This is a genomic window from Streptomyces soli (genome assembly GCF_003999195.1).
Lineage (GTDB): Bacteria > Actinomycetota > Actinomycetes > Streptomycetales > Streptomycetaceae > Actinacidiphila > Actinacidiphila soli.
The window spans coordinates 13,152-37,357 of the sequence record NZ_RJVR01000323.1; the positions used below are offsets into that span (position 1 = coordinate 13,152).

19 protein-coding genes are annotated in these 24,206 nt (G+C 70.3%); 9 read left to right on the forward strand and 10 right to left on the reverse strand.

Features of this window, described 5'->3' with window-relative positions; all coding sequences use genetic code 11:
* The first annotated feature begins 5 nt into the window (after positions 1-5).
* The 5 genes from EFK10_RS37350 to EFK10_RS37370 all read left to right on the forward strand — a co-directional run bounded on the left by EFK10_RS37350 (position 6) and on the right by EFK10_RS37370 (position 5,094).
* Positions 6-869: a Wzz/FepE/Etk N-terminal domain-containing protein gene (locus tag EFK10_RS37350; RefSeq protein WP_127360092.1), complete on the forward strand. Its 864-nt coding sequence runs from the start codon at positions 6-8 to the stop codon at positions 867-869.
* On the forward strand, positions 832-2,382 hold the full coding sequence (locus tag EFK10_RS37355) for an oligosaccharide flippase family protein (protein WP_127360093.1): 1,551 nt from the start codon (positions 832-834) through the stop codon (positions 2,380-2,382). Before EFK10_RS37350 ends, EFK10_RS37355 begins: the two co-directional genes overlap by 38 nt.
* On the forward strand, positions 2,379-3,503 hold the full coding sequence (locus EFK10_RS37360; protein WP_127360094.1) for a right-handed parallel beta-helix repeat-containing protein: 1,125 nt from the start codon (positions 2,379-2,381) through the stop codon (positions 3,501-3,503). The genes EFK10_RS37355 and EFK10_RS37360 overlap by 4 nt, the downstream gene beginning before the upstream one ends.
* Before the next feature lie 28 nt (positions 3,504-3,531).
* Positions 3,532-4,320, forward strand: a complete 789-nt coding sequence (locus tag EFK10_RS37365; RefSeq protein ID WP_240677709.1) for a glycosyltransferase family 2 protein — start codon at positions 3,532-3,534, stop codon at positions 4,318-4,320.
* An 81-nt stretch (positions 4,321-4,401) separates the two neighbouring features.
* Complete coding sequence (locus tag EFK10_RS37370; RefSeq protein ID WP_127360095.1) at positions 4,402-5,094, forward strand: class I SAM-dependent methyltransferase; 693 nt, start codon at positions 4,402-4,404, stop codon at positions 5,092-5,094.
* Here EFK10_RS37370 and EFK10_RS37375 read toward each other — a convergent pair.
* Both EFK10_RS37375 and EFK10_RS37380 read right to left on the reverse strand, forming a co-directional pair.
* Positions 5,039-6,007 carry a glycosyltransferase gene (locus EFK10_RS37375; RefSeq protein ID WP_127360096.1) on the reverse strand — a complete coding sequence of 323 codons (969 nt, stop codon included), beginning with the start codon at positions 6,005-6,007 and terminating at the stop codon, positions 5,039-5,041. The two genes, EFK10_RS37370 and EFK10_RS37375, sit on opposite strands and share 56 nt — an antisense overlap.
* Entirely contained in the window at positions 6,007-8,052 is a 2,046-nt protein-coding gene (locus EFK10_RS37380; RefSeq protein WP_127360097.1) for an O-antigen ligase family protein, read from the reverse strand. Before EFK10_RS37380 ends, EFK10_RS37375 begins: the two co-directional genes overlap by 1 nt.
* 140 nt (positions 8,053-8,192) lie before the next feature.
* On the opposite strand from EFK10_RS37380, the gene EFK10_RS37385 reads away from it, so the two are divergent.
* Complete coding sequence (locus EFK10_RS37385; protein WP_127360098.1) at positions 8,193-8,858, forward strand: hypothetical protein; 666 nt, start codon at positions 8,193-8,195, stop codon at positions 8,856-8,858.
* 44 nt (positions 8,859-8,902) lie between these two features.
* Here EFK10_RS37385 and EFK10_RS37390 read toward each other — a convergent pair whose 3' ends face one another.
* The 8 genes from EFK10_RS37390 to EFK10_RS37425 all read right to left on the reverse strand — a co-directional run bounded on the left by EFK10_RS37390 (position 8,903) and on the right by EFK10_RS37425 (position 20,378).
* Positions 8,903-9,949 carry a glycosyltransferase family 2 protein gene (locus EFK10_RS37390; protein WP_127360099.1) on the reverse strand — a complete coding sequence of 349 codons (1,047 nt, stop codon included), beginning with the start codon at positions 9,947-9,949 and terminating at the stop codon, positions 8,903-8,905.
* 269 nt (positions 9,950-10,218) lie between these two features.
* Positions 10,219-13,821 carry a DUF4082 domain-containing protein gene (locus EFK10_RS37395; RefSeq protein ID WP_127360100.1) on the reverse strand — a complete coding sequence of 1,201 codons (3,603 nt, stop codon included), beginning with the start codon at positions 13,819-13,821 and terminating at the stop codon, positions 10,219-10,221.
* 98 nt (positions 13,822-13,919) lie between these two features.
* Positions 13,920-15,032, reverse strand: a complete 1,113-nt coding sequence (locus EFK10_RS37400) for a DegT/DnrJ/EryC1/StrS family aminotransferase (protein ID WP_127360101.1) — start codon at positions 15,030-15,032, stop codon at positions 13,920-13,922.
* Complete coding sequence (locus EFK10_RS37405; RefSeq protein WP_127360102.1) at positions 15,029-15,718, reverse strand: acetyltransferase; 690 nt, start codon at positions 15,716-15,718, stop codon at positions 15,029-15,031. The genes EFK10_RS37400 and EFK10_RS37405 overlap by 4 nt, the downstream gene beginning before the upstream one ends.
* Positions 15,715-16,869 (reverse strand): DegT/DnrJ/EryC1/StrS family aminotransferase, encoded by a 1,155-nt coding sequence (locus tag EFK10_RS37410; protein ID WP_206305742.1) that lies wholly within the window; start codon positions 16,867-16,869, stop codon positions 15,715-15,717. The genes EFK10_RS37405 and EFK10_RS37410 overlap by 4 nt, the downstream gene beginning before the upstream one ends.
* The gene (locus EFK10_RS37415; protein WP_240677710.1) at positions 16,866-17,867 is read right to left on the reverse strand and encodes an NAD-dependent epimerase/dehydratase family protein; all 1,002 of its coding nucleotides are present in this window, start codon (positions 17,865-17,867) and stop codon (positions 16,866-16,868) included. Before EFK10_RS37415 ends, EFK10_RS37410 begins: the two co-directional genes overlap by 4 nt.
* Positions 17,868-17,937: 70 nt before the next feature.
* Positions 17,938-19,014 carry a Gfo/Idh/MocA family protein gene (locus tag EFK10_RS37420; protein ID WP_240677711.1) on the reverse strand — a complete coding sequence of 359 codons (1,077 nt, stop codon included), beginning with the start codon at positions 19,012-19,014 and terminating at the stop codon, positions 17,938-17,940.
* Between the two features lie 23 nt (positions 19,015-19,037).
* Positions 19,038-20,378: a sugar transferase gene (locus EFK10_RS37425; RefSeq protein WP_240677712.1), complete on the reverse strand. Its 1,341-nt coding sequence runs from the start codon at positions 20,376-20,378 to the stop codon at positions 19,038-19,040.
* Positions 20,379-20,829: 451 nt separating this feature from the next.
* On the opposite strand from EFK10_RS37425, the gene EFK10_RS37430 reads away from it, so the two are divergent.
* The 3 genes from EFK10_RS37430 to EFK10_RS37440 all read left to right on the forward strand — a co-directional run bounded on the left by EFK10_RS37430 (position 20,830) and on the right by EFK10_RS37440 (position 24,150).
* Complete coding sequence (locus EFK10_RS37430) at positions 20,830-21,702, forward strand: glycosyltransferase (RefSeq protein ID WP_127360106.1); 873 nt, start codon at positions 20,830-20,832, stop codon at positions 21,700-21,702.
* 76 nt (positions 21,703-21,778) lie between these two features.
* Positions 21,779-23,077, forward strand: a complete 1,299-nt coding sequence (locus EFK10_RS37435) for an MFS transporter (protein ID WP_206305743.1) — start codon at positions 21,779-21,781, stop codon at positions 23,075-23,077.
* Positions 23,078-23,130: 53 nt separating this feature from the next.
* The gene (locus EFK10_RS37440) at positions 23,131-24,150 is read left to right on the forward strand and encodes a TolB-like translocation protein (protein ID WP_127360107.1); all 1,020 of its coding nucleotides are present in this window, start codon (positions 23,131-23,133) and stop codon (positions 24,148-24,150) included.
* The last annotated feature ends 56 nt before the right edge of the window (positions 24,151-24,206 follow it).

Genomic DNA, 24,206 nt, shown 5'->3' on the forward strand with positions numbered 1-24,206 from the left:
CCATCATGGATCTCGCTGAGATCTTCCGGGTCATGCGCAGGCGCTGGTACGTCCTGCTGCCCGGACTGCTGCTGACCGCGGGTCTGACGGTCGCCGTCGCCCTGATGGTCCCGGTCACCTACCAGTCGCAGAGTACGGTGGTCCTCCTCAACTCCCAGAAGGCCACGGTCGCCTACGACGGCAACCCCTTCCTGAGCACTCAGACCTCGCTTACCGGAATGGCCGACAGCCTCGCCCGCAACCTCAACTCCGACGCCTCCATCCGAGAACTCAAGGCCCAGGGCGCAACCGGGACTTACGAGGCCAAATTGGCCGACAACGCCCAGGGGCCCCTCATGTGGCTCACCGTCACCGGCACCGACAAGGCCGCCGTCCTGGCGTCGGACCGACTCCTGACCACCTACGCCGCCGGGCGGCTGAAGGAGTTCCAGGCGAAGCAATCGGTCGCCTCGAAGGCCATGATCCGCATGACGACCATCGTGCCCCCGCAGAACCCGGTCGCGCAGACCAAGACCCGGATCGAGTACCTGATCATGGCCGGGCTGCTGGGGTTCGTCCTCAGCATGGTCGCCACCTTCTACGTGGAGGCGCGCAAGAGGACGGGGAAGCTTCCGCAGCTCGACCGCCCGGCCCAGCCCGCCGCGGCGGGGGCACCAACGACCGCCCCCAGGCGGAAGACCGAGGAATCGGTCGGGGAACAGACGCTCGCTCTCCGGCCGCCGCCCCGATGGTCGCGGTCCACCGAGACCGAGCCCGCCGCGGCAGAGCCCGAGGCGCAGCGGTCCGTGGTGACCGTCGCGTCCGCCGAGCCGCTCGACGAGGAGTCGTCTCATGGATACCGCCCGCGCACCGGGCAGCGAGACCGGTGAGACGAGCGACACCCCCGCCCCGGCAACCGACGCCGCCCCGGCATCGCTGGGCCGGAAGGTCCGTTCGGCGGCCCGCTGGAGCCTGATCAACACCGTCGTCATGCGCCTCGGCAACTTCGCGACCGGCATCCTGCTGGCGCGTTTCGCCCTGGGGCCGGCGGAGTGGGGCGTCTACGGGATCGCCCAGACCGTGCTGCTGGTCCTGCTGTCCGCGAACGAACTGGGCGTCGGGCTGGCCATCGTGCGCTGGGACGGCGACCCACGGCGGTTCGCGCCGACCGTACTGTCCCTCGGTGCCCTGTCCAGTGGCCTGCTGTATGCGGGGATCTTCGCGGCGGCACCGACGGTGGCCGGGCTGCTGGGGTCGCCGGATGCCTCGGGCGTGCTGCGCGTGATGTGCCTGTGCGTGGTGCTCGACGGGGTGGCCCAGGTGCCCGCCGGCTTCCTCACCCGGGAGTTCGCCCAAGGCAAACGGATGGTCATCGACGCGCTCAACTTCGTACTCAGTACGTCGGTGACCGTGGTGCTGGCCTTCGCGGGCTGGGGCGCGATGAGCTTCGCCTGGGGAGCGGTGGCGGGCAATGTCGCCGCCCTGATCGGCTGCGCCGTGGCCGCTCCGGGAACCCTGAAGTTCGGCTGGGACCGGGAACAGGCCCGGGCACTGCTGAAGTTCGGGCTTCCGCTGGCGGGCGCGAGCCTGCTGGCGCTCGCGGTGGTCAACGTGGACACCATGGTCGTGGGCTCGACCCTGGGCCAGGTGTCGCTGGGCTTCTACGTGCTGGCGTTCAACATGTCCGGCTGGCCCGTGCGGGTCATCTCCGAGGCCGCACGCCGGGTCTCCTTCGCCGGCTTCTCCCGCCTGGCCGGCTCGCCGCAGGCGCTCGCCCAGGGGTTCAGCCGCGCCCTGGGCGTCCTGATCACCGGCACCGTGCCCCTGTGCGTCCTGCTGGCGGGTCTCGCCGGCCCGGTCGTCGGGCTCGTCTACGGGAGCCAGTGGCTGCCCGCCGCCAAGGCGCTGCCCTGGCTGATGGCCCTCGGCCTGGTGCGGATCGGCTGCGAGCTGGCCTACGACTGCCTGGTCGCCACCGGACAACGCCGGTCGCTTTTCCTGGTGCAGGGCCTGTGGCTGGTCGCGCTCGTGCCCGTTCTGATCGTCGCCGCCCGCGCCAACGGCATCGTCGGCGTCTCGCAGGGCCATGTCCTGGTCGCCGTCGGCATCGTCGTGCCCGCCTTCCTCTTCGCCCTGAGCCGGGGAGGGATCGGCGTCGGCTGGATCGCCGGGGCCTGCGGGTGGCCCGCCCTCGGCGGAGCCGTGATGGCCGCGATCATCCTCGGCCTGGAGCGGCACCTCGGCGAGAGCGGGCCCGCGCTCCTCGCCATCGGCGCGACCGCCATGGCCGGCTACACCGTGTGCGTACTGCCCAGCCGCAACAGACTGCTCGGGACGGAGGTCCGCCGCGGCCGGCGCCGGACGTCCGCACCGGCCCGGCACACCCAGGGGGACACGACATGAGCCCGACGTCGCGCGACCGCGGCCGGACCGCACTCGCGGGGGCGCTGCTGGCGGCCCTACTGGCGCTCGTCACGTCCTGCTCCGCGGGCGGCGGGGACGATGACCGGGCATCGAAGTGCCCGGACACCGCACTGACCTGCGGTCCCAGCACGGCGTCCCCGACCGCCGCGGGCCCGTCGGCCGGCGGGACCACGACCGGTCAGGCCACAACTGGAAGTCCCGCCACCTCTTCGTCCGGCACGACGGGGCCCGCCGCGACGGCCGGTCCCAGCGGCGCCTCCACGAAGCAGCGGGCGGCCGGCGCCTGCGCCTCCCCGAGTGACTGCGGCTTCCCCGACGCCAGTACCACGGGCCCGCGCATCCCCATGACGCGCCACGACGTCGGGGCCATGAGCATCCGCACCGACGGGCAGGTCATCCGCGGCTGGGACATCACCGGCTCCCTCGACGTCTACGCGAACGACGTCACCGTCATCGACAGCAGGATCACCTCGGCCAACTGGTGGGGCATCAACCTGCGCTCCGGCTTCCACGGCCTGCGGATCCTCCACACCGTCATCACCGCCGTGCCGGGCAAGGGGCCCGACAACGGCGGCGTGGACTACGCGGTGTCGAACATGGGGAGCAGCTCCGTCGAGGTCGGCTGGTGCGACGTCTCGGTGTACGGCGACGCGCTGTCCATGGGACAGGGCAATCTGCATGACAACTACGTCCACGACATCAGGCCATTCCGGAATCTGGGCGGCGAGTGGCAGCACACCAACGCCGTGATCAGCAACGGCGGCAACAGCGGACACCTGATCATCCGTCACAACACGCTGCTCAACCCGACGGGCGTCAGCCAGGGGGCCTCGGCGAGCATCGGCCTGTTCGCGGACACCGGAGTCGTCAAGAACGCCACCGTGGACCACAACTGGCTGGCCGGCGGCGCCTACGCGCTGTACGGCGGTGGCGAAGGAGCCACCGGCATCCAGGTCACCGGCAATGTCTTCTCACGGCAGTACCACCCGGCTTCGGGTGGATACGGAGTGGTAGCCGCCTGGAACGCCACCGGCGCCGGCAACGTGTGGACGGACAACCGGATGTCGGACGGTACGTCGATCGCCCCCGAGGCCTCCTGATGGGCGGGGCGCTCTCCCAGGAGGGGACATGATGCGTCGTATCGCCCGGATCCCCTGGGCCCTGCTGAAGTGGGCGTTCGGGTGGCTGGTGCTCTTCGAGCTCAGGAACAAGGTCCTGCTGGCCCCCTCCGCCCGAAAGCTGCGCCGCCTGGAGGACACCGAGACACGACGGCTCCGGGCCATCCTGCCCTCGGTCCCCTCCGCCCTGGTCGCCACGGTGATCGCCACGCACCGGCGCCCCGAGGCGCTGCGCGCCGCCGTGCGCTCGGCCCTTGCACAGAGCGTCCGGGACCAGGTCGTCATGGTCGTCGACGACGGCGCCGGACTCCCCGAGCTGCCTGACGACCCACGGCTGTTCGCCGTCTCCTTGGCGCACAACACCGGTACCGCCGGGGTCGTCCGCAACGTCGGCATCCGGCTCACCCGGTCCCGGTACGTGGCGTTCCTGGACGACGACAATCTGTGGGAGCCGGATCACCTCGCCCGGGCGCTGGCCGTGCTCGAGTCGCAAGGGGCCCCCGACGGCGTGTACACGGCGCTGCGCCGCGTCCTGCCCGACGGAAGCGAACGGGACGTCCTCTCGGTGCCCTACGACCGGCGCCGGGCCGCGCGCGAGTCGTTCCTGGACACCAACGCCTTCGTTGCCCGGCGCAATCGCTCCCTGTACTTCAGCCGTCTGCGCCGGACACCGGAGGTGCTTCCCCGCGAGGACTGGGAGCTCATCCACCGGTACGGCCGCAGGCACCGGGTGCTGCATGTGCCGCATGCCACCGTCCGATATCTGGTGAACCCGGCGAGCTTCTACACAGAGTGGTAACAACCATGCGAAAGCGGGCCGCCCCCACTTATCGTTACATCCGCCGTACTCATCCGTACCGAACTCCAGGTGGTTGACCCGATGCCCAACTCCCGCGCCCTCCGCAACAGATTCGTCGACGCGCCCGGCTCGCTCGGCGAACGACTCCGCGTCGCCCGCTGGGAGCGCTTCCGGCGCTGCTTTCCCGGCATCGAGCAGATGAGCGTCGTGGACCTGGGCGGAACCGCGGATATGTGGCTGCGGGCACCGCTGCGCGCCAAGCACGTCCACCTGATCAACCTGGAGGAGCACCCCGCCGAGCTGCCCGACTGGATCACCGCAGAGGTCGCCGATGTGACCGATCCGGCGGTCGCCGCCGCTCTCGGCAGCTACGACCTGGTCTTCTCCAACTCGACCATCGAGCACGTGGGTGGCCACAACCAACGCCGGCGGTTCGTCGCGGCCGTCGAGTCACTCGCACCGCTGCACTGGATACAGACGCCCTACCGCTACTTTCCGGTGGAGCCGCACTTTGTCGCGCCCGGCTTCCAGTTCTTGCCGCTGGCCGCCCGCGCCCGCCTCGTACGACGCTGGCCGCTCGTCCACAGCCGTCCCGGCAGCCCGGAGGAGGGGATGAACGCGGTGATCAACATCGAGTTGCTGACCCGCGCCGAGATGCGCTACCTGTTCCCGGGATCGGCGCTCCTCAGCGAGCGGGTGCTCGGTGTCACGAAGTCGCTCATAGCTGTGCGCGCGGAACAGGGCCCGGCCTCCGGCGCAGCCGCCACGGGCTGAGCAGGGCCGCCGCGGCCGCCCTGCTGGGCGCCTTGCCGAGGGCCGCCCGGGAGGTCTCCCGCAGCAGAACCGCCGCCCAGAAGGCAGTGGTGGCCCATGCGCCGTGCCTGCGGTGATGCAGGCGGACCCGGTTGAGCGTCAGCAGCGTCCACAGACCCGGTGAGACCCTCGAGTCACCGCCGATGTGGACGGCGCTCGCGGCGGGCTCCAGGCAGGTGGCGTGGCCGCGGTCGCCGGCCCGCAGGCAGTACTCGGTCTCCTCCGAGTAGAGGAAGAAGGACTCGTCCCAGGCGCCGCAGACCTCGATGCACTCCCTTGACAGCGCCATCAGCGCCCCGGTGGCCCAGTCCGCACGCGTGGCACGGGTGTATGCGCCAGGGTCGGTGACCAGTTCGCTCCAGCGCGGGAAGCGGCCGGCCCGGCGGTTGCCCAGGACCGCTTCGCCGAATGCCCTGGTCACGCTCGGCTCGCGGCGCAGCGAGTGGACCAGGGTGCGCCGGTCCACCTCGTACAGCAGCGGAACGCTGATCCCGACCCGGGCACCGTCGGGCAGCGGGGCGCCGAGCGCCTCCACAAGGGTCCTGGCGCAGCCCGGCCGCATGCGGATGTCGGGGTTGCACACCAGGACCGCCCGGTAGCCGCCGTCCCACTCGGCGGCGGCGCCCAGGGCCGCGTTGACCCCGGCGGCGTATCCGGCGTTGCGGCCGGTCTGGACGAGCGTGGCGTCGGGGGCGAGGGCCTTGACCACGCCGACGGTGTCGTCGGCCGAGTCGTTGTCGGCGACGACGAGCCGCCAGTCGAGCCCGGCCATGCCCTCGGGCAGCGATTCGAGGAACTCCGGGAGCACGGCGGCACTGTTCCAGGTGACGACGAGGACGGCGATGGGGCCGGTGCCCGCGCTTTGCTGGGACATCAGGACTCCACGAGTTGGGATTCGGCTTTAGGGGGGGCGGCCGACTCGGCCATTGAGGTGGCAGGGATGGCGGTGGCAGGGGCGTCGGCGGCCTCACGCCGGATGAAGCCCAGGTAGCTGCCCCCGGCCCCGAGCGTCAGGAAGAACATTCCGGCGAACATCGGGAAGCTGAGCGAGTCGAAGGTGGCGCTGATGACCAGAGCGACCAGCGACGAGGCGAAGAACGCCTGCCCCAGCTCACGGTCGGACTCGGTGCGGGCCAGCCGCCGGACGGCACCGCCGTGGTGGATGCCGGTGATGAACAGGGCGAGGAGCGCGATCATCCCCAGGGCGCCCATCTCGGCCAGGGTCAGCATGTACTGGTTGTCGGTGAAGAAGTACAGGTCGGGCGTGAAGGTGCCGAATCCGCGCCCGAACAGCGGGTGTTCCCTGAGGTAGGGGGTGATCGCGCTGTACTTGACCGTACGGGCCTGGGTGCTGCTGTCCGAGTTGGACAGGAAGGTCGCGAACAGCGTGGTGATCGTGCCGATCAGCCCGGGAATGATCACCTTGAAGCCGCCCACGGAACCTGTCATCACGCCGAGCGCGGTCCAGCGCCGTTGCGGCTTCCAGCGGGGCACCATCACCAGGGCGATCAGCAGGATGCCGATGATGGACGTCCTCGACACCGTCAGCGGAAGCGCCCCGGCCATGATCGCGACGGGTCCCCAGCGGCGCAGGACGTGGAGGTGCCGGCGTACCGGATCGAAGGCCTGCTGGATGGCGAACGGCACCAGGATCGCCAGCATCCCGCCGAACTCCAGCGGCTGGGCGGTGGTGGACCGCGGCCGGGTGAACGAGCCGCGGTCCATGGCTGTGACCTGGGCAACGCTGGTCTGGAGACCGGGGATGTGGATGGAGTCGGCGATGTTGGTGGCCGAGAAGAAGTCGTAGTAGCCGATCGCGGCCACGACCGTCCCCATCACGACGACCCGGCGCATCAGCACGTCGAGGCGGCCCCGGTCCTGGATGCCGGCCGAGGTCAGGACCACCAGCGACACCCACACCATGAACCCGATGAGTCCCCGGTCGGCCCCGAGGACCTCCTCGTGCGAGCTCTCGCGGGACGCGTCAGCGATGTACGCCAGCAGTACGGCCGCGCCCAGCACGCACATCGCCACCCGGGCGAGCCTGGTCCCCGGCGCCGGAAGGATGCGGCCGCCGAGCCAGGTCGCGAGATACCACAGGAGTCCGAGCAGGGCGAAGACGTTGGCCGGGGTGCCGACGCCGCCCAGGGCAGGCAGGGCGAGGTTCGAGGGAATGAAGAAGGCCAGCACCAGGTAGACGGTGAGGACAGCGGTGGCGTCGACCCGCCGGCTCAGCAGGCCCCTGCGCTCCGGCGGGGCAGGCAGGCTGTCGCGGGGCCGGAGGACGACGCTCGTCCCGGCGCGGCCCCGGCGGCGGACCACCGCGACGCCTTCCATCAGGATCGACAGCAGGAACGCGCTGACGACGCCGAGGATGACGACCGCTGCGATGTCCTGGTAGCGGCTCTTCGACTTCGACACCGGAGTCTGCGGCAGGACGACGGGCGCGGTCTGGACGAAGTACACAGACGGGACCTTGGAGGCGGCCTGCAGGGCCTTGAGCTGCTCGCCGGCGAAGGCGGTCAGGGTGTTGGTCTCCCGGAGCACCTTCGCCCGGTCGGTTCCGGTGACGCTGAGGGAGAGCAGCGGGCTGTCGCTGTTCGACGCGAAGCCGGCCGTGTACCGGTCGGTGACACCACGGCCGCGCAACTCTTTGGCGGCGTCGCCCGATTCGAGGGTCCTGATCAGCACATCGGCCGTGACGACCAGCGAACCGCCCGCGTTCGATATGGGATTGCCGAACGTGGGGGCCAGCCGGGCGACGGCCGTGGAGTCGAGCAGCGCCACCGAGCTCTGCGACTGGTAGGAATCGGGCACCGTCGCGTACAGATAACCGCCGGCGAGCAGACTGAGCAGGGTGAAGGGCACCATGAAGTACCAACGCCTGCGCAGAATCGCCCAGATCTCGCCAAGGCTCACAAACCCTCCCCCCGGCCCGGTGCGCGGGACCCAGAGCCTGTCCGAACTGAGGGCAAGCTTAGGACCTGCCGTGATCCGGTGGCGGCCTGCCCCGCACCCTGCCAGTATCGCCAGTAACGGTGCTGACGGAAGGAAGTCCTGTGTCGCCTGGCGAGGTCGCCGATGCGCTGCTCCGTCGCTGGTACGTCGTGGTGGTCGCGCTGCTGGTGACGGCCGCAGGGTCGTACCACGTGCTGCGCCCCGCCCCCCAGTACCTCGGCTCGGCGGTGGTCGTGCTCAAGCCGCCGGTGACGCAGAACCAGCCGAACCAGCTCACGAATCTGCAGCCGCCGCTCGCCCTGGTCTCCTACTCGGTCATCCAGCAGTTGGAATCGCCCGCCGGGGGCAGGGAGTTGAGCGCTGCCGGAGTCCACGGGACCTACCAACTGATCCCGCGCAACAGTGGCACCAGCGCGACACCTCACTACCTGATCCCCTCGTTGCAGGTGCAGTCGCAGCGGTCCGACCCCGTCGCGGCCGAAACGGATGTCCGGCGGATCATCGAGGTCTACACCAAGCACGTCGGGGACCTGCAACAGAACCTGAAGGTCCCTTCCGGGTCGCAGATCATCGCGTCCGTCCTGGTGGCGCCGAGCGCGGCGGAGGTGCAGGGCACCAAGAGCCGCGGGCTGGCCGGTGCGGCCCTGCTGGGCGGGGCCGCCGGAATCCTGTCCGCGCTGTGGTTCGACCGGTACGCGCTGCGCCGACGGATGGGCTTCCCGGGGCCCCATCGCCGCCACGGCGGTGCGGTTACCGTGCCCGGCTGAACGCAAATGACGTATAGGGCGTATGGGATGTATAGGACCGGCCATCAGATGCCGCGGCGCTTCCAGGACTCCCACCACAGCCACTCCCGCCCGCGCTCGGCCACGGCCGACAGCACCAGCGGCTGAAGATACGGCATCGCCTTCGGGCCGATCCGCTGCCGCAGACGCAGCGCGCGGTACTCGGGAAGGGCCGCGTAGCCCGGCAGGCACTCCTCGGCGAACGCCACGCACTCGTCGACCGGAACGACGCCGGTGCGCCCCCGGTCGTACGCCCGGTAGGCCCGGCGCAGCGCGAAGCGGGCGAGCCGGGTGTGCACCGCGCCGGCCAGCCGGTCGGCCTGCGGGAGCCGGTCGGCGCACTTGTCGAGCACCGAGTCGAAGGCCACGAGGCGTTGCCGCAGGTCGTCGAGCTGACCGCCGAAGTCCGTCGTGGACATGTTGTTGCCGTGCACGCGGTAGAACGCCTGGTCCGCGCCGCGCACATAGCCGACGTCGGCGTGGGCCGCCAGCCGCATCCACATCTCGATGTCGCCGGCGTGGGGGAGCGCCGGGTCGTAACCACCCACTGCGCGCTGCAGGCTGGTCCGTACGACGACCTCGGGCGAGGTGATGCACCCGGTGGCCTCGCGGAAGCGCCGTTCGAGCCACCACTGTCCGGGATACACGACTGAGCCGGTGCTGCGGGTACGGGCCTGCGGCAGAGGCCCGCCGTGCTGGAAGCGCAGCGGACGGCCGTAAGCGAACCCCGCCTCCGGGTGGGCGTCGAGGAGCGCGGCGGCGCGCACCAGCGCCCCCGGGACCAGCCGGTCGTCCGCGGAGAGCAGCGCGACGTAGTCGCCGTCGGCCCACTCCAGCAGGCCCTCGTTGTACGTGGCGATGTGCCCCTTGTTGCGTTCGTGGACGCGGACCTCGATCCGGGGGTCGGCGGCCGCCAGCTTGAGCGCGGTCTCCGCCGAGTCGTCCGGCGAGGCGTCGTCGATGATCAGTACCCGGACGTCCACACCGTCCTGCTCGTCCAGGACACTGCGCACGCAGTCGGCGAGGAAATGGCCGTACTTGTAGCAGGGAATCACAACACTGACGGTGCTCATCGGTGAGAAGCCAATCCCCGGTGGTGGCCTCGGGGAGGCCACCACCGGTGGGTACGGGTTGAGATGTACGGCCGGACTGCTAGGGCCTGTCCGGCGGATCTCCGCGGCGTCGCGTGCCTCCCCCAGCCTGGCGGCGGGTGGGGGTCCTCCCCCTGGCTTCGCCGGGGGCACCCCCACCGGACGGAGTCTGGGGGAGAGTGTCCCCACCGCCTTGCGATCGCAGGCGCCAGACCCCGCTCCTTCTCCCACGGAGATCCGCCGGACAGGCCCTAGTCGCTCTTGTTGGTCTTGCGGACGGTCTTGCTCGTCAGGGTCCAGTTGCGGGACTTCAGCGCGTGGTGACGGTCGTCCCGGGCCGTGATCGTGACCTTGAACCGCGTGCCGTCCGGCAGCGGGGCGGACAGGTGGACGGACACCTCGTGGGTGGCCCGGTTGTAGGAGAGGACGGCGGTGACGTGGGCCTTCCTGGCGGCCTTGGTGCCCGACAGGACGGTGACGGTTGCCTTCACGGACGACAGCTTGGTCTTACTGGGCAGCGTCGTGACGAGGGGATGCGCCGCGTCGGCGGTGTGCGTCACGGCGGACGCGGTCACCTCCGAGGCGGTGGTGCTCGTCAGGGACGCCGTCGGATCGTCAGCGGTGAAGATCGGGCCGACCCAGTAGTTCGCGGATCCGTAGGAGCCGTTGGGGAAGGCCGAATCAGTGCCGTACCGGTAGAGCCCGTTGTGGCCCGCGGTGGTGTCGGCGGGCGCGGTCAGCGGATAGGACTGGTGCGCCGCCGTGAAGTAGCCCCCGTCGACCGCGTAGTTCCCGTTCGGCGCGTGGTAGGAGACGACGTACGGGGTGTCGGCGGTGATGGCCACCGGGGTGATGAAGGACAGCTGCTGCCATCCGGACGCCGTCTCGCCGGTGAAGGTGCCGGTGGCGAGGAGCGTGCCGTCGGCGGACCACAGGCTGCCGGTGTGGGTGCCGGTGTTGCCCGTGCCCTTGTAGAAGGTGACGCCGGTGACGTAGCCGCTCGCCGAGGACTGGAACCGGGTGCCCAGTTCAAGGGAGTTGGCGTCGCCGGTCATGTCCGTCGTGGCCGGCACGGTGTTGGCGTTCCACAGCGTGCAGGGGCAGGTGACCGCGGGGGGCGTGGAACTGGTGGTGAAGGTCCACGTGGTCGGGTTGGCCATCTCGTTGCCCCACAGATCGGAGGCCTGGACGGAAGCGGTGTACGTGGTGTTCAGCGCCAGTTCCGTGGACGGCGTGAAGGTCGCGCTGTTCGACGCACTCAGCACCTTGGTCCCCGGAACGGTGTTCCCGTCCGGGTCCTTGACGGTGAACACGAGCGTGTCGGCGTCGACGGCCTGGCTGAAGACGGCCGACACCGGTGAGGTGATCGACACGCCCGTCGCCGCCGACTTCGGCGAGGTCGAGGTGACCGTGGGCGGGGTCGTACTGGCCGACGATGTGTCCAGCACCGCGTCCACCCAGTAGTTGCTGCCCGACGACGGCGAGGACGGGAAGCCACTCGACGAGCCGTAGTGGTACACGCCGTTGCCGCCGTCGGTGCCGGACTGCAGCGCCGTGAGCGGGGCCAGACCGGCGGCGCTGCTGGAGAAGTAGCCGCCGTCGTAGGAGTAACCGCCGTTCGGGGCGAAGTAGGAGGCGACGTACGTGGTGTTGGCCTTGACCGACACAGGTGTGGCGAAGTTCAGCTGCTGCCAGCCGGACGCCGTCTCGTTGGTGAAGGTGCCGGTGGCCAGGCGGGTGCCGGAGGCGCTCCACAGGCTGCCGGTGTGGGTTCCGGTGTTGGCGGGGGACTTGTAGAAGCGGACGCCGGTGATCGATCCGGCCACCGTGGTGCGGATCTTCACACCGAGTTCCAGCGCGCTGCCGTCGCCGCCGTTGACGGTCCCCGGCACGGCCGAGGCAGGCCATATGGTGCAGGGGCAGGCCTGCGGGCCGACCGTTAGCGGAACGGTGGTGACAGCTCCGATGTTGACGCTGTCGTCCACCGCGCGGACCTTGACGGACGCCGAGCCCGGGGTCGTCGGCGTCCAGCTGTAGCTCCAGGACGTCAGGCCGGTGGCGGCGTGCCAGGTCGTTCCGCCGTCCGTGGACACCTCCACGCGGGCCACCACGCCGGCTCCGGAGTCGGCGGCGGTGCCGGTGATGGTGACCGGCTTGAGCGCCGGGACGGTGACGTTGGCGGCCGGGCTCGTCACGGTGACGGTCGGACCCGTGGTGTCCGTGGAGGCCGTCGCCTGGACGAGGCCGCTCTGCAGGGTCTGCGGCTGGACGCCCATGTCGGCGAGGATGTTCGCCGTGGCCTGCTGCATGCGGGCGTCCTCGGTGACCACCTCGTCGGCCGGGTTGTACGTCGGCACGTTGGTCAGACCCCACGACCACTGCACGGTTCCGGCCCCGAACACCAGGGCGCCCGAGGTCTGGTCGCGGAACTCGACGAGGTTGTGCGTCGCGGTGCCGTTGCCGTACGTGTTGCCCGCGTCCAGGCGGTACTTGCCGTCGGTGACGTCCACCGTGGTGGACGACAGGTCGATCTGACCGGCCGGCCTGGTGCTGTTCTCCAGGTCGCTGTCCCACTCGTAGCCGAGCGTCCCGGTCGGGAAGGTGGCCGTCTGGCTCGAGGTCAGGCTCGCGACCGACGTGTTGCGCCACAGCCTCAGCTTGCCGTACGAGCCGGGCACGGTGATCGCGTCGCTGCGATAGCCGTTGACCTGGAACATCGAACCGGTGAGGACGTTCGGTGGCTGGTAGGCCGTTCCGTAGTCGGTGCTCGTCGGGTCCATCCAGGTCCCGGTCCAGGTGCCGCTGGGGTCGGCGATGCCGTTGGACTGCGCCATCTTGGTCATCTTGTAGCAGACCAGCGTTCGGTTCGCCGTACTGGTGCCGTCGATGCTCGGGGCGAGCCGGGTCTTCCAGAAGACCTCGTTGCCGCTGAAGAAGGCCTGGCGAACACCGGCTTTACGGGCCGCCAGGACATTGGAGTACTGGTCCTGGGTCCAGTACTCGTCATGGCCCGACGACATGTACACCTTGTGGTTCAGCAGCAGGGATCCCTTGGTCGAGACGTCCACGCCGGACAGATAACTGACGTCGTATCCGTTGCGTTCCAGCCAGGACAGCATCTGGAACTCGGATCCGTAGATGCCGTTGTCACCGCCGATGTCCAGCGGCCGGTTGTAGCTGACCTGGTAGGCGCGTCCGTCCGGCGCGGGCCCGGTTCCTCCGTAGAGGTCCTGGCCGCCGTAGTTGTTGTAGGCCTGCCAGGTCTGGTCGCTGGTCTGCACGACGATGTCGGAGGTGCTGGACTCGTTCCGGACGACGAACGGGTACGGCATCAGGCCGTCGCCGTCCGTCTGGGCCAGGTTCGCGATGTACAGGCCGGACACGGCGTCGCTGGGCACCGTCCAGCTCACGGTCACCGGCCAGTTGCCGCAGTCGACCAGGCCGGTGCCGCTGCCGGACGTGCAGCTCTTCGGAGTCGAGGTGTAGTTGGCGGGATAGGTCACCGCCGCCTGGGCCGCGGTGGACATCAGGCGCGCCCCGTCACCGCCGTAGTAGCCGAGACGGTAGATCTGGACGTTGTACGAGACCCGGGACTGGACCTTGAACTGGACGGTTTCGCCCGCCTGGACGCTCTCCTTCGTGGAGAATCCCTGGATGTCACCGTAGGCATTTGGCGAGAACCAGTCGGACATCGGCGTGCCCGGCTTGGAGTTCTCACAGACGATGGGGTTCTTACCCGATCCACAGGGATCGGACGCCGCTTGGGCGACCACGGCCTGCGGGAGCACCGCCCATACCAACGCTACTACCAGGGCGAGGCGGCCGCCTCGGATCCGTCTGCTCCATCTGCGCATGTGTACCTCTCAGCGGTGCTGTGATACAGAGACCCGGCTCGGTGAAGTCGGGGTATTGCAAGAAGCGATGTCCGATCACACGGTCGCGGCCGAACGTCTCAGAGGAGGGCGTCGGCGAGCGCGTCCACGACCCGCTGCTGTTGGTCGGCGGTGATCTGCGGGTAGAGCGGAAGCGACAGGATCCGGTCCGCGGCTTCCTCGGCGTTCGGGAAATCGCCGCGGCGGTGGCCGAGGTGGCGGTACGCCGGCGTGAGGTGGACCGGGGCCGGATAGTGCACCCCTGCCCCGATGCCCTCCGCGTTGAGCTTGCCCACGACGTCGTCGCGGTCCGCCCCGGCGATCCGGACGACGTACAGGTGCCACACGTGCACGTTGCCGGCGGCCGTCGACGGCAGCACGACCCGGCCGGCCGCCGCCAGGTCCGCGAGCAGCGCGTCGTAGCGTGCCGCCGCCGCCCGGCGTGCCGCGTTGCCGTCGGCGAGCCGGGCCAGCTTCGCCCGCAGGACGACGGCCTGCAGCCCGTCCAGGCGGCTGTTGAATCCGGGTACGTCGTGGCGGTACTTGGCGACGCCGCCGTGGTTCGCCGTCGCGCGCACGCGGGCGGCCAGCTCCTCGTTGTCCGTCAGCACCGCGCCCGCGTCACCGTAGGCGCCCAGGTTCTTGCCCGGATAGAAGCTGGTGGCGGCGATTCCGCCGCTGCCCGGCGACCGGCCGTCGCGGGTCGCGCCCTGGCTCTGCGCCGCGTCCTCGACGACCCGTACGCGTTCCGGAAGCCCCGCGGCCAGCTCCGCCACGGCGGCGCACTGCCCGTACAAATGCACCGGCACCACCGCGCGGGTGGCCGGGCCGACCGCGTCCGCAGCAGCCTGATGGTCCATCAGAAAGTTGTCGGGCAGGCAGTCCACCAGCACCGGCCTGGCGCCGGTCCTGGCCACCGCGCCCGCCGTCGCGATGAAGGTGTTGGCGGGCAGCACCACCTCGTCGCCGGCCCCGACCCCGCCGGCACGCAGGGCCAGTTCGAGGGCGTCGGTGCCGTTGGCGACACCCACGCAGTGCGCGACGCCGCCGAAGTCCGCGTACTCGCGCTCGAACAGGCGGACCTCGTCGCCGCCGATGAACGCGGTGGCGGCCAGGACGCGCTCGAATCCGGCCCGCACCTCATCGGCGACTTCCTCGTGGGCCGCCTTCAGGTCCACAAGCGGAATGTTCATCTGACCGGTCTCCCCATTCTTTCCGTCCCGAGTTCGTCGAGAGCCGGGGCGGCTGCCTCACGCAGCCGCCGGGCCGGACTGCCGGCCCAGATCTCGCCCGGTGGCACATCGCCGAGTACGGTGCTCCCCATCCCGATCAGCGACCACGCGCCGACCGCCGTGCCCTCCCGCAGCAGGGCCCCCGAACCCATATAGGCGCCCTGCTCCAGCCGCGCGCCTCCGCCGAGCCGGGCACCGGAGGCGATCGTGGCGAAGTCCTCGACCACGTCGTCATGGGTCAGGACGACCTGCGGCATCACCGCGACATGCGCGCCCACCCGCACGGCGGCCGTCAGGTCGCAGTGCGCGAGCAGGACCGAGCCGGGGCCCACCTCCGAGGTCGCCGACACCGCCGCCGTCGGGTGGATCACTGTGGCGTAGCGGTCCTGAGGCAGGTCGAGCCTGCGGACCAGGCGGGCCCGGGCCGCGTAGTCCCGGGGGTTGCCGACGCAGATCACGACCTGCGCCCGGGGAATGTCGTGCACCAGGTCGCAGCCGCCCAGCACGGGCACACCGTCCACCTCGGTGCCGTGCAGCCCGGCGTTGTCGTCCAGATGCCCGAGCAGGCTCCACGCCCCGGCATCCCGGACAGCCTGCGCGGTCTCCCGCGCGAACCCGCCCGCGCCGACGATCAGCAGCCCGGTCATCGCCGCGCCTGGTCGCGCACCACCGCCACCACGCGGTCCTGCTGGTCGTACGTCATTGTGTGGAACAGCGGCAGGATCAGCGAGTCCCGGCTGATCCGCTCGGTGACCGGCAGCGGCGCGAACGGGTGCCCCGCGTAGGCGGGTTCGAGGTGCGAGGCCATGATCCCGCGCCGGGCGGAGATCCCGGCCTCGGCGAGCGCGGCGAGCAGATCGTCCCGGCTCACCGGGAAGTCCTCGGCCGGCAGCACCCAGTACGACTGGAAGTTGCCCTGCCCGTACGCGGGGTCGCGGACCGGGCTGAGACCGGGGACGTCCCGCAGCAGATCGTCGTAGCGGGCTGCCAGGGCGCGGCGGCGGACCACCATCTCGTCGAGTTTCCCGAGCTGGACCAGGCCGATCGCGGCCTGGACGTCCGTCATCCGGTAGTTGTAGCCGACTTCGAGGTAGCTCTCCAGGATCGGCTTGCTGCTCGCATGCCGCTGCGCCGCTGACGCGTTCATCCCGTGCTCGCGCAGCCGGCGGAGCCGCTGCGCCCACTGCGCGTTGTCGGTGGTCACCATGCCGCCCTCGCCCGTGGTGATCACCTTGCGGGGGTGGAAGGACCACGCCGCGAGCAGCGCGCCGTGACCGACGGACTTGCCGCCCACGGTCGAGCCGATCGCACAGGCCGCGTCCTCGACCAGTGCGATATCCCAGTCCGCGCAGGCGGCGCGCAGAGCGTCCACGTCCGCGGGCACGCCGCCCTGGTGGACCACGATGACCGCCTTCGTACGGGCCGTACGGACCGCGTCGACGGTGAGCGTCGTCAGGTTGCCGGTGGCGGGTTCGACGTCTGCGAATACCGGCTCGGCCCCGACGTAGCGCACGGCGTTGGCGGTGGCGATGAACGACAGCGAAGGGACGACGACCTCGTCGCCGGGCCCCAGATCGAGCGCGACGAGGGCCAGGTGCAGCGCCGTGGTGCAGGAACTGACCGCGATGCCGTGCTCGGCGCCCACCCGCTCGGCGAAGACGCGCTCGAACTCGGCGACCCGAGGACCCTGGGCGACCCACCCGGACAGCACCGCGTCGGCCGCCGCCTGAGCCTCCTCCTCGCCGAGCCACGGAATCATCACCGGGATACGAGCCGGGGTCTCCACCTGAGCGCTCATCGCCCGGCCTCGACGGCCGTGCCGGCGGCGTCGCTGCTGCGCTCCGCGCGCCACCAGTCCACCAGGTCCCGCAGCCCCGTCCGCAGGTCGATCTCCGCCGTGAATCCGAGGCGTTCGGCGGCCTGCGTCGTGTCCGCGAGGCGCCGGGTCACCCCGTTCACCGCGCGGGCGGGCCCGTGCACCGGCTCCAGGTCCGTCGCCCCCATCGCGTCGAGCAGGCCGAGGGCGAGTTCGCGCAGGCTCGTCTCCGTACCGCTCGCGACGTTGAACACCTCGTCGGTGAGGTCGGATTCGGCGGCCAGCAGATTGGCCCTGGCGATGTCCCTGACGTCGACGAAGTCCATGGTCTGCGTGCCGTCGCCGAGGATCAGCGGCGGCTCGCCCGCCTCGATCCGCTCCATCCAGCGGATGAGCACTTCGGTATACAGGCCGTGGATGTCCATCCGGGGGCCGTACACGTTGAAGTAGCGCAACGCCACATAGTCCAGGCCGTACATGGCGTGGAAGCTGCGCAGCATTCCCTCGTTGAAGGCCTTCGCCGCGCCGTAGAACGTGTCGTTGTTGTAAGCGTGGTGGCGCTCGGTCGTCGGGAAGGTCTCGGCCAGGCCGTAGACGGATGCCGAGGACGAGGCGATCACCTTTCCCGCGCCGGCCTGGGCCGCCGCCTCCAGCACGTTGAAGGTGCCGTCGACCATGACCTCGTTCGCCAGCCGGGGCTCCTCCGCGCACTGGGTGATACGGATAGCGGCGAGGTGGAACACCAGGTCGGCACCCTCGGTGACCTTCCGCACGGTGGCCGCGTCCCGGATGTCGCCCTCGACGATCTCCACGACACCGCTGCGCAGCGCCTTGGCGAGGTTGGCCGTCCGCCCGCGCACGAAGTTGTCGAGCACCACGATCTCGCGGGCGCCGCCCTCCGCCAGGAGGTCCACGAGGTTGGAGCCGATGGTGCCGGCCCCTCCGGTGACCAGGATCTTCTTGCCTCGTACGCTGCTCAACTGAAGTTCCCTCACTGAATCGGTCATGGTGTCATCGCGTTCATCGCGTTCATCGCGTTCATCGGAACCGTCAACGGCCCGCACGCAGGCCGACGACGGCGCCGCGGAATTCCAGACTCCGGGACGCCGCCTCAAGAATGTCCAGCACCCGCAGGCCCGCCCGTCCGTCGGTCAGCGGCGCCCGGCGCTCCCTGACCGCCTCGGCGAACTCGTCGACCATGCTGCGCAGTGCTTCCTTCTCCCCGATCGCGGGCGCGACCATGTCCCCGGAGCGGTACGAGATGAGCATGTCCCGGCGCTCGTCCACGCCGATCTCCTGTGGCGCCGCCAGGTCCACCCCGCGGTCGAAGACCGCCACGCGCTGCGCCGGGTTGAGGTCGTCCCAGATCAGGGTGCGTTTGGCGCCGCCCACCATGGTGGTGCGAACCTTGGTCGGCGACAGCCAGTTGACGTGCACGTGGGCGATGGCCCCCGTGTTGAGCTGCAGCGTCAGATAGGCCACGCAGGCCTGCCCCGCGCCGATCGGGTCGGCTCCGTGCGCGGCGACGGCGACCGGCTCGACGTGGTCGGGGAGAATGAAGTCCAGGATCGACAGGTCGTGCGGGGCCAGATCCCACATGACGTCGATGTCCTTCTGGACCAGCCCAAGGTTGATCCGGACGGAGTCGATGAAGTGGATCTCACCGAGTTCCCCGGAGCGGACCATCTCCCGGATGCGGCCTACCGCGGGCGTGTAGCAGTAGGTGTGATCGCACATCAGGGTGAGCCCGCGTTCCTCCGCCTCGGCCACCAGGCGCACCCCGTCTGCGTACGTCGCCGCCAGCGGCTTCTCCACGAGTACGTGCTTGCCCGCGCGAAGCGCCGCCAGCGCGATGTCGAGGTGGGTCCCGGCGGGTGTGGCCACGGCGACGGCGTCCACCGACGGGTCGGCGAGGACCGCCGCGTAGTCCGAGGTCGCCTGGACCGTCGAGTAACCGCCGAGCACCCGCTGGGCCCGGTCCACGTCGAGGTCGCACAGCCACCGCAGCCGGAACTGCGGACTGGACTGGAAGTTGCGGACGAGGTTGGGGCCCCAGTAGCCGGCGCCGACGACCGCGACTCCCAACGGTTCCGCCGGTCGCCGCCCGGGCGCGCTGGTCTTCGTCACAGTGTTTCTCTCCCCTTTGGTCATCAGTAGGCCCCCGTGCCCCGGACCACGGCCGAACCGGTGCGCAGCAGGATCAACAGGTCAAGGCTCACCGACCAGTTGTCCACGTATCCGAGGTCGAGCCGGACCGCCTCGTCCCACGGCAGGTCCGAGCGGCCGCTCACCTGCCACAGGCCGGTGAGGCCGGGCTTCACGAGGAGCCGGCGCTTGACCTCCGGCGTGTACTCGTCCACCTCCTCGGGCAGCGGGGGGCGGGGGCCGACCAGCGACATATGGCCGGTGACCACGTTGATCAGCTGCGGCAGTTCGTCGAGTGAGTACTGGCGCAGAGCCATACCCACCCGGGTGATCCGTGGGTCCTGCTTCACCTTGAACAGCAGGCCGTCACTGTTCTGGTTGAGGTGCGCGAGGTCCGCCCGGCGCTCCTCCGCGTCGTGCCGCATCGTGCGGAACTTCAGCATGGTGAAGTGATCGCCGTACCGGCCCACCCGCCGCTGTCTGAACAGCGCGGGTCCGGAGCTGTCCAGGCGGACGATCAGCACGATCAGCAGCATGATCGGCGCGAGGACCAGCAGGAGCGCCGCGGCCAGCGTCCGGTCCAGCAGCTCCTTGGGCAGCCGGGCGATCCGGGACAGGGTCGGCGCCTGTATGTACAGCAGCGGCACCCCGTTGGTGGGCCGGGCCGCCAGCCGGGAGGCGGCCACGTCGGCCAGCATGGGGGCCAGCAGGAAATCGGCGCCCTGCACGGCCGCGGTCCAGGACATCCGGCGCAGGACGGTGGCGTCGAAGTCGGGCGCCGGCAGTACCACCACGGTGCTGCTGCCCGTGGCCCGGATGACCTCGGACATGTCGCCGACGCCGCCACAGACGGGGAGCTCCAGCTTCCGGATCGCCGACGCGTTCTCGGGGTCGGTCAGGCACACCCCGGCGACCTGCAGTTCCTGCACTCCGCTGCGCCGCAGCACGGTGACCAGCTCCGCCACGCCACGCGACGGTCCGACCAGGAGCGTGGTGCTCCGGTCGTGGCCCCGTGCCCAGCGTCTGTGCAGCCGGCGGCGGAGCACATATCTGCCCAGCAGGGCGATCACGGCGGCCGGAGCCGTCGCCATCATGATGTCGTGCATGAGCCCCGAGTCGTAAGCGAACAACCAGTAGGCGCCTGCGGCCAGTGCCGGCAACGCGACGGCACCGCGTAATACGCGCCGATACTCCTCGGTCCCGAGGCCCAGGGCGCTGCGGTCGTAGGACCGGTGGACGCACATGGCGACGATCCACGTCGGGGGCAGCACCAGGGCCACGGCCCAGCGGCCATAAGTCCCGTGGATCACTAAGGCGGCGACCGCAGCCGCAAGGCCGTCCGCCACCAGCAGGACTATTCGGTACTTCCGCTCCCAACGTCTTCGGCGAGCTTCCGGACTCCTGTGTTCCACAACCCGTAGCTCATGCGTGACGTGCTCAATGGTCATGCCCCCCCCACCACATGCTCGGTTACCCCTGAGACCGAACGAGTTCGGACATACGGCCGCAAGACGTAGTCCGTGTTGAATCAGCACCGATGCGTCGTCCGCACAGCGGCACTTGAAAAGAGTGGAGCCTCAGAGCCTTGGCGGTTCCCAACCACCTGAGCTCACCTGTCGTTGGTCACGGCAGATTTTTCTACTCATGGCAAAACACACTGCCCTAGCGGTCAGTTCAGAGGCACTCGCTCTGCCCAAACCGGCCCGCCGACGCTCAATCTAGACCACGGGCCTCAGTAACGGGAACGGTTGGGCGAAACGCGCAGCGCCACGTTACGTATGACGGCATACTGCCCCAGTGACGAGCATCGTGATCCCGGCCCACAACGAGGCACGAGTCATCGGCCGGCTCCTCGACTCGCTTCTGGCCGACTCCTCCGATGACGAGATCGACATCGTGGTCGTGTGCAACGGCTGTACGGATGAAACCGCGCAGGTCGCGGGCGCTCGCGGCGCCCGGGTCAGGGTGGTCGAGACCCCCATACCCTCGAAGCATGCGGCGCTGCGGGCGGGCGATGAGCACGCGCGCGGCTTCCCGCGCCTGTACGTGGACGCCGATGTCGTGATCGCGGGCGCGGACGTGCGGGCACTGACCGATCCCTTGTTGACTGCGTCCCCGAAGGATTCCCCGGCCATCCTCGCCACAGCCCCCGAAAGGGAGCTCCCGCTGGCCGCCTGCGCGTGGCGGGTGCGTGTCTACTACCAGGTGTGGCAGCGGCTGCCGGCAGTACGTGACGGGCTGTTCGGCAGAGGCGTCATCGCGGTGTCGGAGGCGGGGCACGCCCGAATCGCCGCACTGCCGCCGCTGATGGCGGACGACCTGGCCGCATCCCTGGCCTTCGCACCGGACGAGCGGCTCGTGGTCGGCACGGCGGCCGTCGTCATCCAGCCGCCACGTACATGGTCCGACCTGATCAGGCGACGGATCCGGGCAGCCGTCTCCACCGCCCAACTGGAGGGCCACCAGCGGCCGGAGGCAGGGCCGGCGGTGGCCTCGGCTCGAACGAGCAAGGCGGACCTCCGCGCGATGTTGCGTAAGCAGCCGAGGCTGTTCGCGGGCGTCGTCGTCTTCGTCGCGGCGGCGGTCATCGCCCGGCGGGGGGCCAGGAAAGCCATCCGGGCGCAGGACTTCGGCACGTGGCTGCGGGACGAGAGCAGCCGGCAGGACTGATTACGGAACAAGATCGCGGAACAAGGCATCACCGGCACCGCACTGCCGCACCGCACTGCACCTGGAGTTCCTGGTCATGTATCTCGCCGACCGCTCATCCACCCCCGGCGGGGTGAACACCGCGTCGGTCCGCACCCGCGGCCTGATACCGAAGGTCGCCCCGATCGTGTTCGCGCTGGGCGCGGTCAGTCTGATCACCGACATCTCCTCGGAGATGGTCACCGCCGTGCTGCCGCTCTACCTCGTCACGAGGCTCGGCTTCAGTCCACTGGGCTTCGGCACCCTCGACGGCGTGTACAACGGCGTCAGCGCACTGGTACAGCTGGCCGGCGGTCACCTCTCCGACCGGGTGCGGAACCACAAGCTGATAGCCGGATTCGGCTATGGCCTGTCCGCACTGTGCAAACCGCTGCTGCTGCTCGCCAGCGGCCTCGGGTCGCTGGGGACGGTGCTCGCCCTGGAGCGTACCGGCAAGGGCCTGCGCACCGCCCCGCGCGACGCGATGATCTCCCTGTCCACACCACGGGAGAACCAGGGCCGGGCCTTCGGCGTACACCGGGCGATGGACACCACCGGCGCGATGCTCGGACCTCTCGCGGCCTTCCTGATCCTGCGCGCGACGGTCGACGGCTACGACGCCGTCTTCGGGGTGAGCGCCTGCGTCGCCGCACTCGGCGTGCTGGTGCTGGTGCTGTTCGTGCCGGGGAAGCCGCGCGGTACACAGGCTGCCGAGGGCGGCGCAGAAGGCGACGCTGACGGTGGTGAGGCCGCGGACCGGCGACCCGTCCGCGTTCGCGAAGCGCTGGCGCTGCTGCGCTTGCCGCGCCTGCGGGCGCTCGCCGGCTGCGCCGCACTGCTCGGCCTGACCACAGTCAGCGACGCCTTCGTCTATTTGCTGCTGCAACGACGCGGCGGCATTGGCGAGCAGTGGTTCCCGCTGCTGCCGCTGGGCACCGCCGCCGTGTTCCTGCTGCTGGCCGTGCCCGTCGGCGCCCTGGCCGACCGGGTCGGGCGACGTGGCGTATTCCTCGCCGGACATGGGGGGCTGCTCATCGGCTACGCCCTGCTGCTGTGGGCCCCGGCCACGCCTGCCCTGCCCTACCTCGTACTGGCCCTGCACGGCACGTTCTACGCGGCCACCGACGGCGTCCTGCCGGCCGCGGTCGCCGACATCGTGCCCGAGGAACTGCGCGCCAGCGGCCTCGCCATCGTCGGCACCGGCCAGGCGCTGGCCCGCTTCTGCTGCTCGCTGGCCTTCGGCGCGGCCTGGACCGTCTGGGGGGACGGCCGGGCGCTGGCCGGCTCCGCAGTCGGCCTGCTCTGCTGCGCGGCCGTCGCCGGCGTCGTGCTGCGGCCGACGGGCGGACACCGATGACCTCCACACCCACCCGCACCCGCACTTCCGCTCCGACGCCCGCAAGGATCCCGATGACGCCGCTACGCCGTCTGCTCATACTCGTCACGGCGGTGCTGCTCCTCGCGGGCCTGGGAACCGGAGTGGTTCTGCACGCGGCCTCCCGCGCGGCCCGGGAGAACCAGCCCCAGGCGGGCGGACCCTCGGTCAGCGCGGGCAAGGTGACGCTGAAGCAGACAGGGCGCCTGGCCTTCCTCAACGCGGCCTCAGGCCCGCACCGCGCCGCACTCGCCTCGGTCCCGGCCGCCGACCCCGCGGCCGGGCGGACCGCCTCGAGCCTGAAGTGCCAGCGCTTCTACGCCGCCGCGGGCACCGGCATCTGCCTCCAGTCCGTCCCCGGCGTGCTCAAGCAGAGCAACCGGGCCCTGCTCCTGGACGCCAACCTGCACACCCTGCGCAGCTTCCCGCTCGCGGGCACCCCCAGCCGGGCCCGGGTCTCGCCCAGCGGCAACTTCGTCACCTGGACAGTCTTCGTGTCCGGCGAGTCCTACAGCTCCGCCTTCTTCTCCACCCGGACCTCGATCCTGGACACGCGCACCATGCGACTCACGCCGAGCCTGGAGACGTACTCCGTACTCCTGGACGGCAAGCCCTACCACGCCTCGGACATCAACTTCTGGGGTGTCACCTTCGCGGCCGACGACGACACCTTCTACGCCACCCTCAGCACCTCCAACCGCACCTACCTCGTCCGGGGATCCCTTTCCCGGCGTACCGTCACCACCCTGGTCCAGAACGTCGAATGTCCCTCGCTGTCCCCGGACGGCAAGCGCATCGCCTTCAAGAAGCGGACCCTGCCCGGCGCGGCCCTCTGGCACGAGTACGTCCTCGACCTGAGCACCCTCCACGCGACACCGCTCGCCGAACAGCACAGCGTCGACGACCAGGCCACCTGGCTCGATGACCACACCATTGCCTACGCCCGACCCTCCGACGGCAAGGTCGGCAGCAGCGACCTGTGGAGCGTGCCCGCCGACGGCAGCGGTTCCCCTCACCTGCTGATCTCCGGCGCCACGTCCCCGGCGCCGCTGTGAGCGGCGCCGGGGACGCGAGGAGGGGTTCCGTTCACCGCGACGCGTAGGGCAGCAGG

What these genes read in the sequence shown, in the direction of transcription:
- EFK10_RS37350 (WP_127360092.1), top strand. Translation starts at nt 6, where the DNA reads ATGGATCTCGCTGAGATCTTCCGGGTCATGCGCAGGCGCTGGTACGTC.
- EFK10_RS37355 (WP_127360093.1), top strand. Translation starts at nt 832, where the DNA reads ATGGATACCGCCCGCGCACCGGGCAGCGAGACCGGTGAGACGAGCGAC.
- EFK10_RS37360 (WP_127360094.1), top strand. Translation starts at nt 2,379, where the DNA reads ATGAGCCCGACGTCGCGCGACCGCGGCCGGACCGCACTCGCGGGGGCG.
- EFK10_RS37365 (WP_240677709.1), top strand. Translation starts at nt 3,532, where the DNA reads ATGATGCGTCGTATCGCCCGGATCCCCTGGGCCCTGCTGAAGTGGGCG.
- EFK10_RS37370 (WP_127360095.1), top strand. Translation starts at nt 4,402, where the DNA reads ATGCCCAACTCCCGCGCCCTCCGCAACAGATTCGTCGACGCGCCCGGC.
- EFK10_RS37375 (WP_127360096.1), bottom strand. Translation starts at nt 6,007, where the DNA reads ATGTCCCAGCAAAGCGCGGGCACCGGCCCCATCGCCGTCCTCGTCGTC.
- EFK10_RS37390 (WP_127360099.1), bottom strand. Translation starts at nt 9,949, where the DNA reads ATGAGCACCGTCAGTGTTGTGATTCCCTGCTACAAGTACGGCCATTTC.
- EFK10_RS37395 (WP_127360100.1), bottom strand. Translation starts at nt 13,821, where the DNA reads ATGCGCAGATGGAGCAGACGGATCCGAGGCGGCCGCCTCGCCCTGGTA.
- EFK10_RS37400 (WP_127360101.1), bottom strand. Translation starts at nt 15,032, where the DNA reads ATGAACATTCCGCTTGTGGACCTGAAGGCGGCCCACGAGGAAGTCGCC.
- EFK10_RS37405 (WP_127360102.1), bottom strand. Translation starts at nt 15,718, where the DNA reads ATGACCGGGCTGCTGATCGTCGGCGCGGGCGGGTTCGCGCGGGAGACC.
- EFK10_RS37410 (WP_206305742.1), bottom strand. Translation starts at nt 16,869, where the DNA reads ATGAGCGCTCAGGTGGAGACCCCGGCTCGTATCCCGGTGATGATTCCG.
- EFK10_RS37435 (WP_206305743.1), top strand. Translation starts at nt 21,779, where the DNA reads ATGTATCTCGCCGACCGCTCATCCACCCCCGGCGGGGTGAACACCGCG.
- EFK10_RS37440 (WP_127360107.1), top strand. Translation starts at nt 23,131, where the DNA reads ATGACGCCGCTACGCCGTCTGCTCATACTCGTCACGGCGGTGCTGCTC.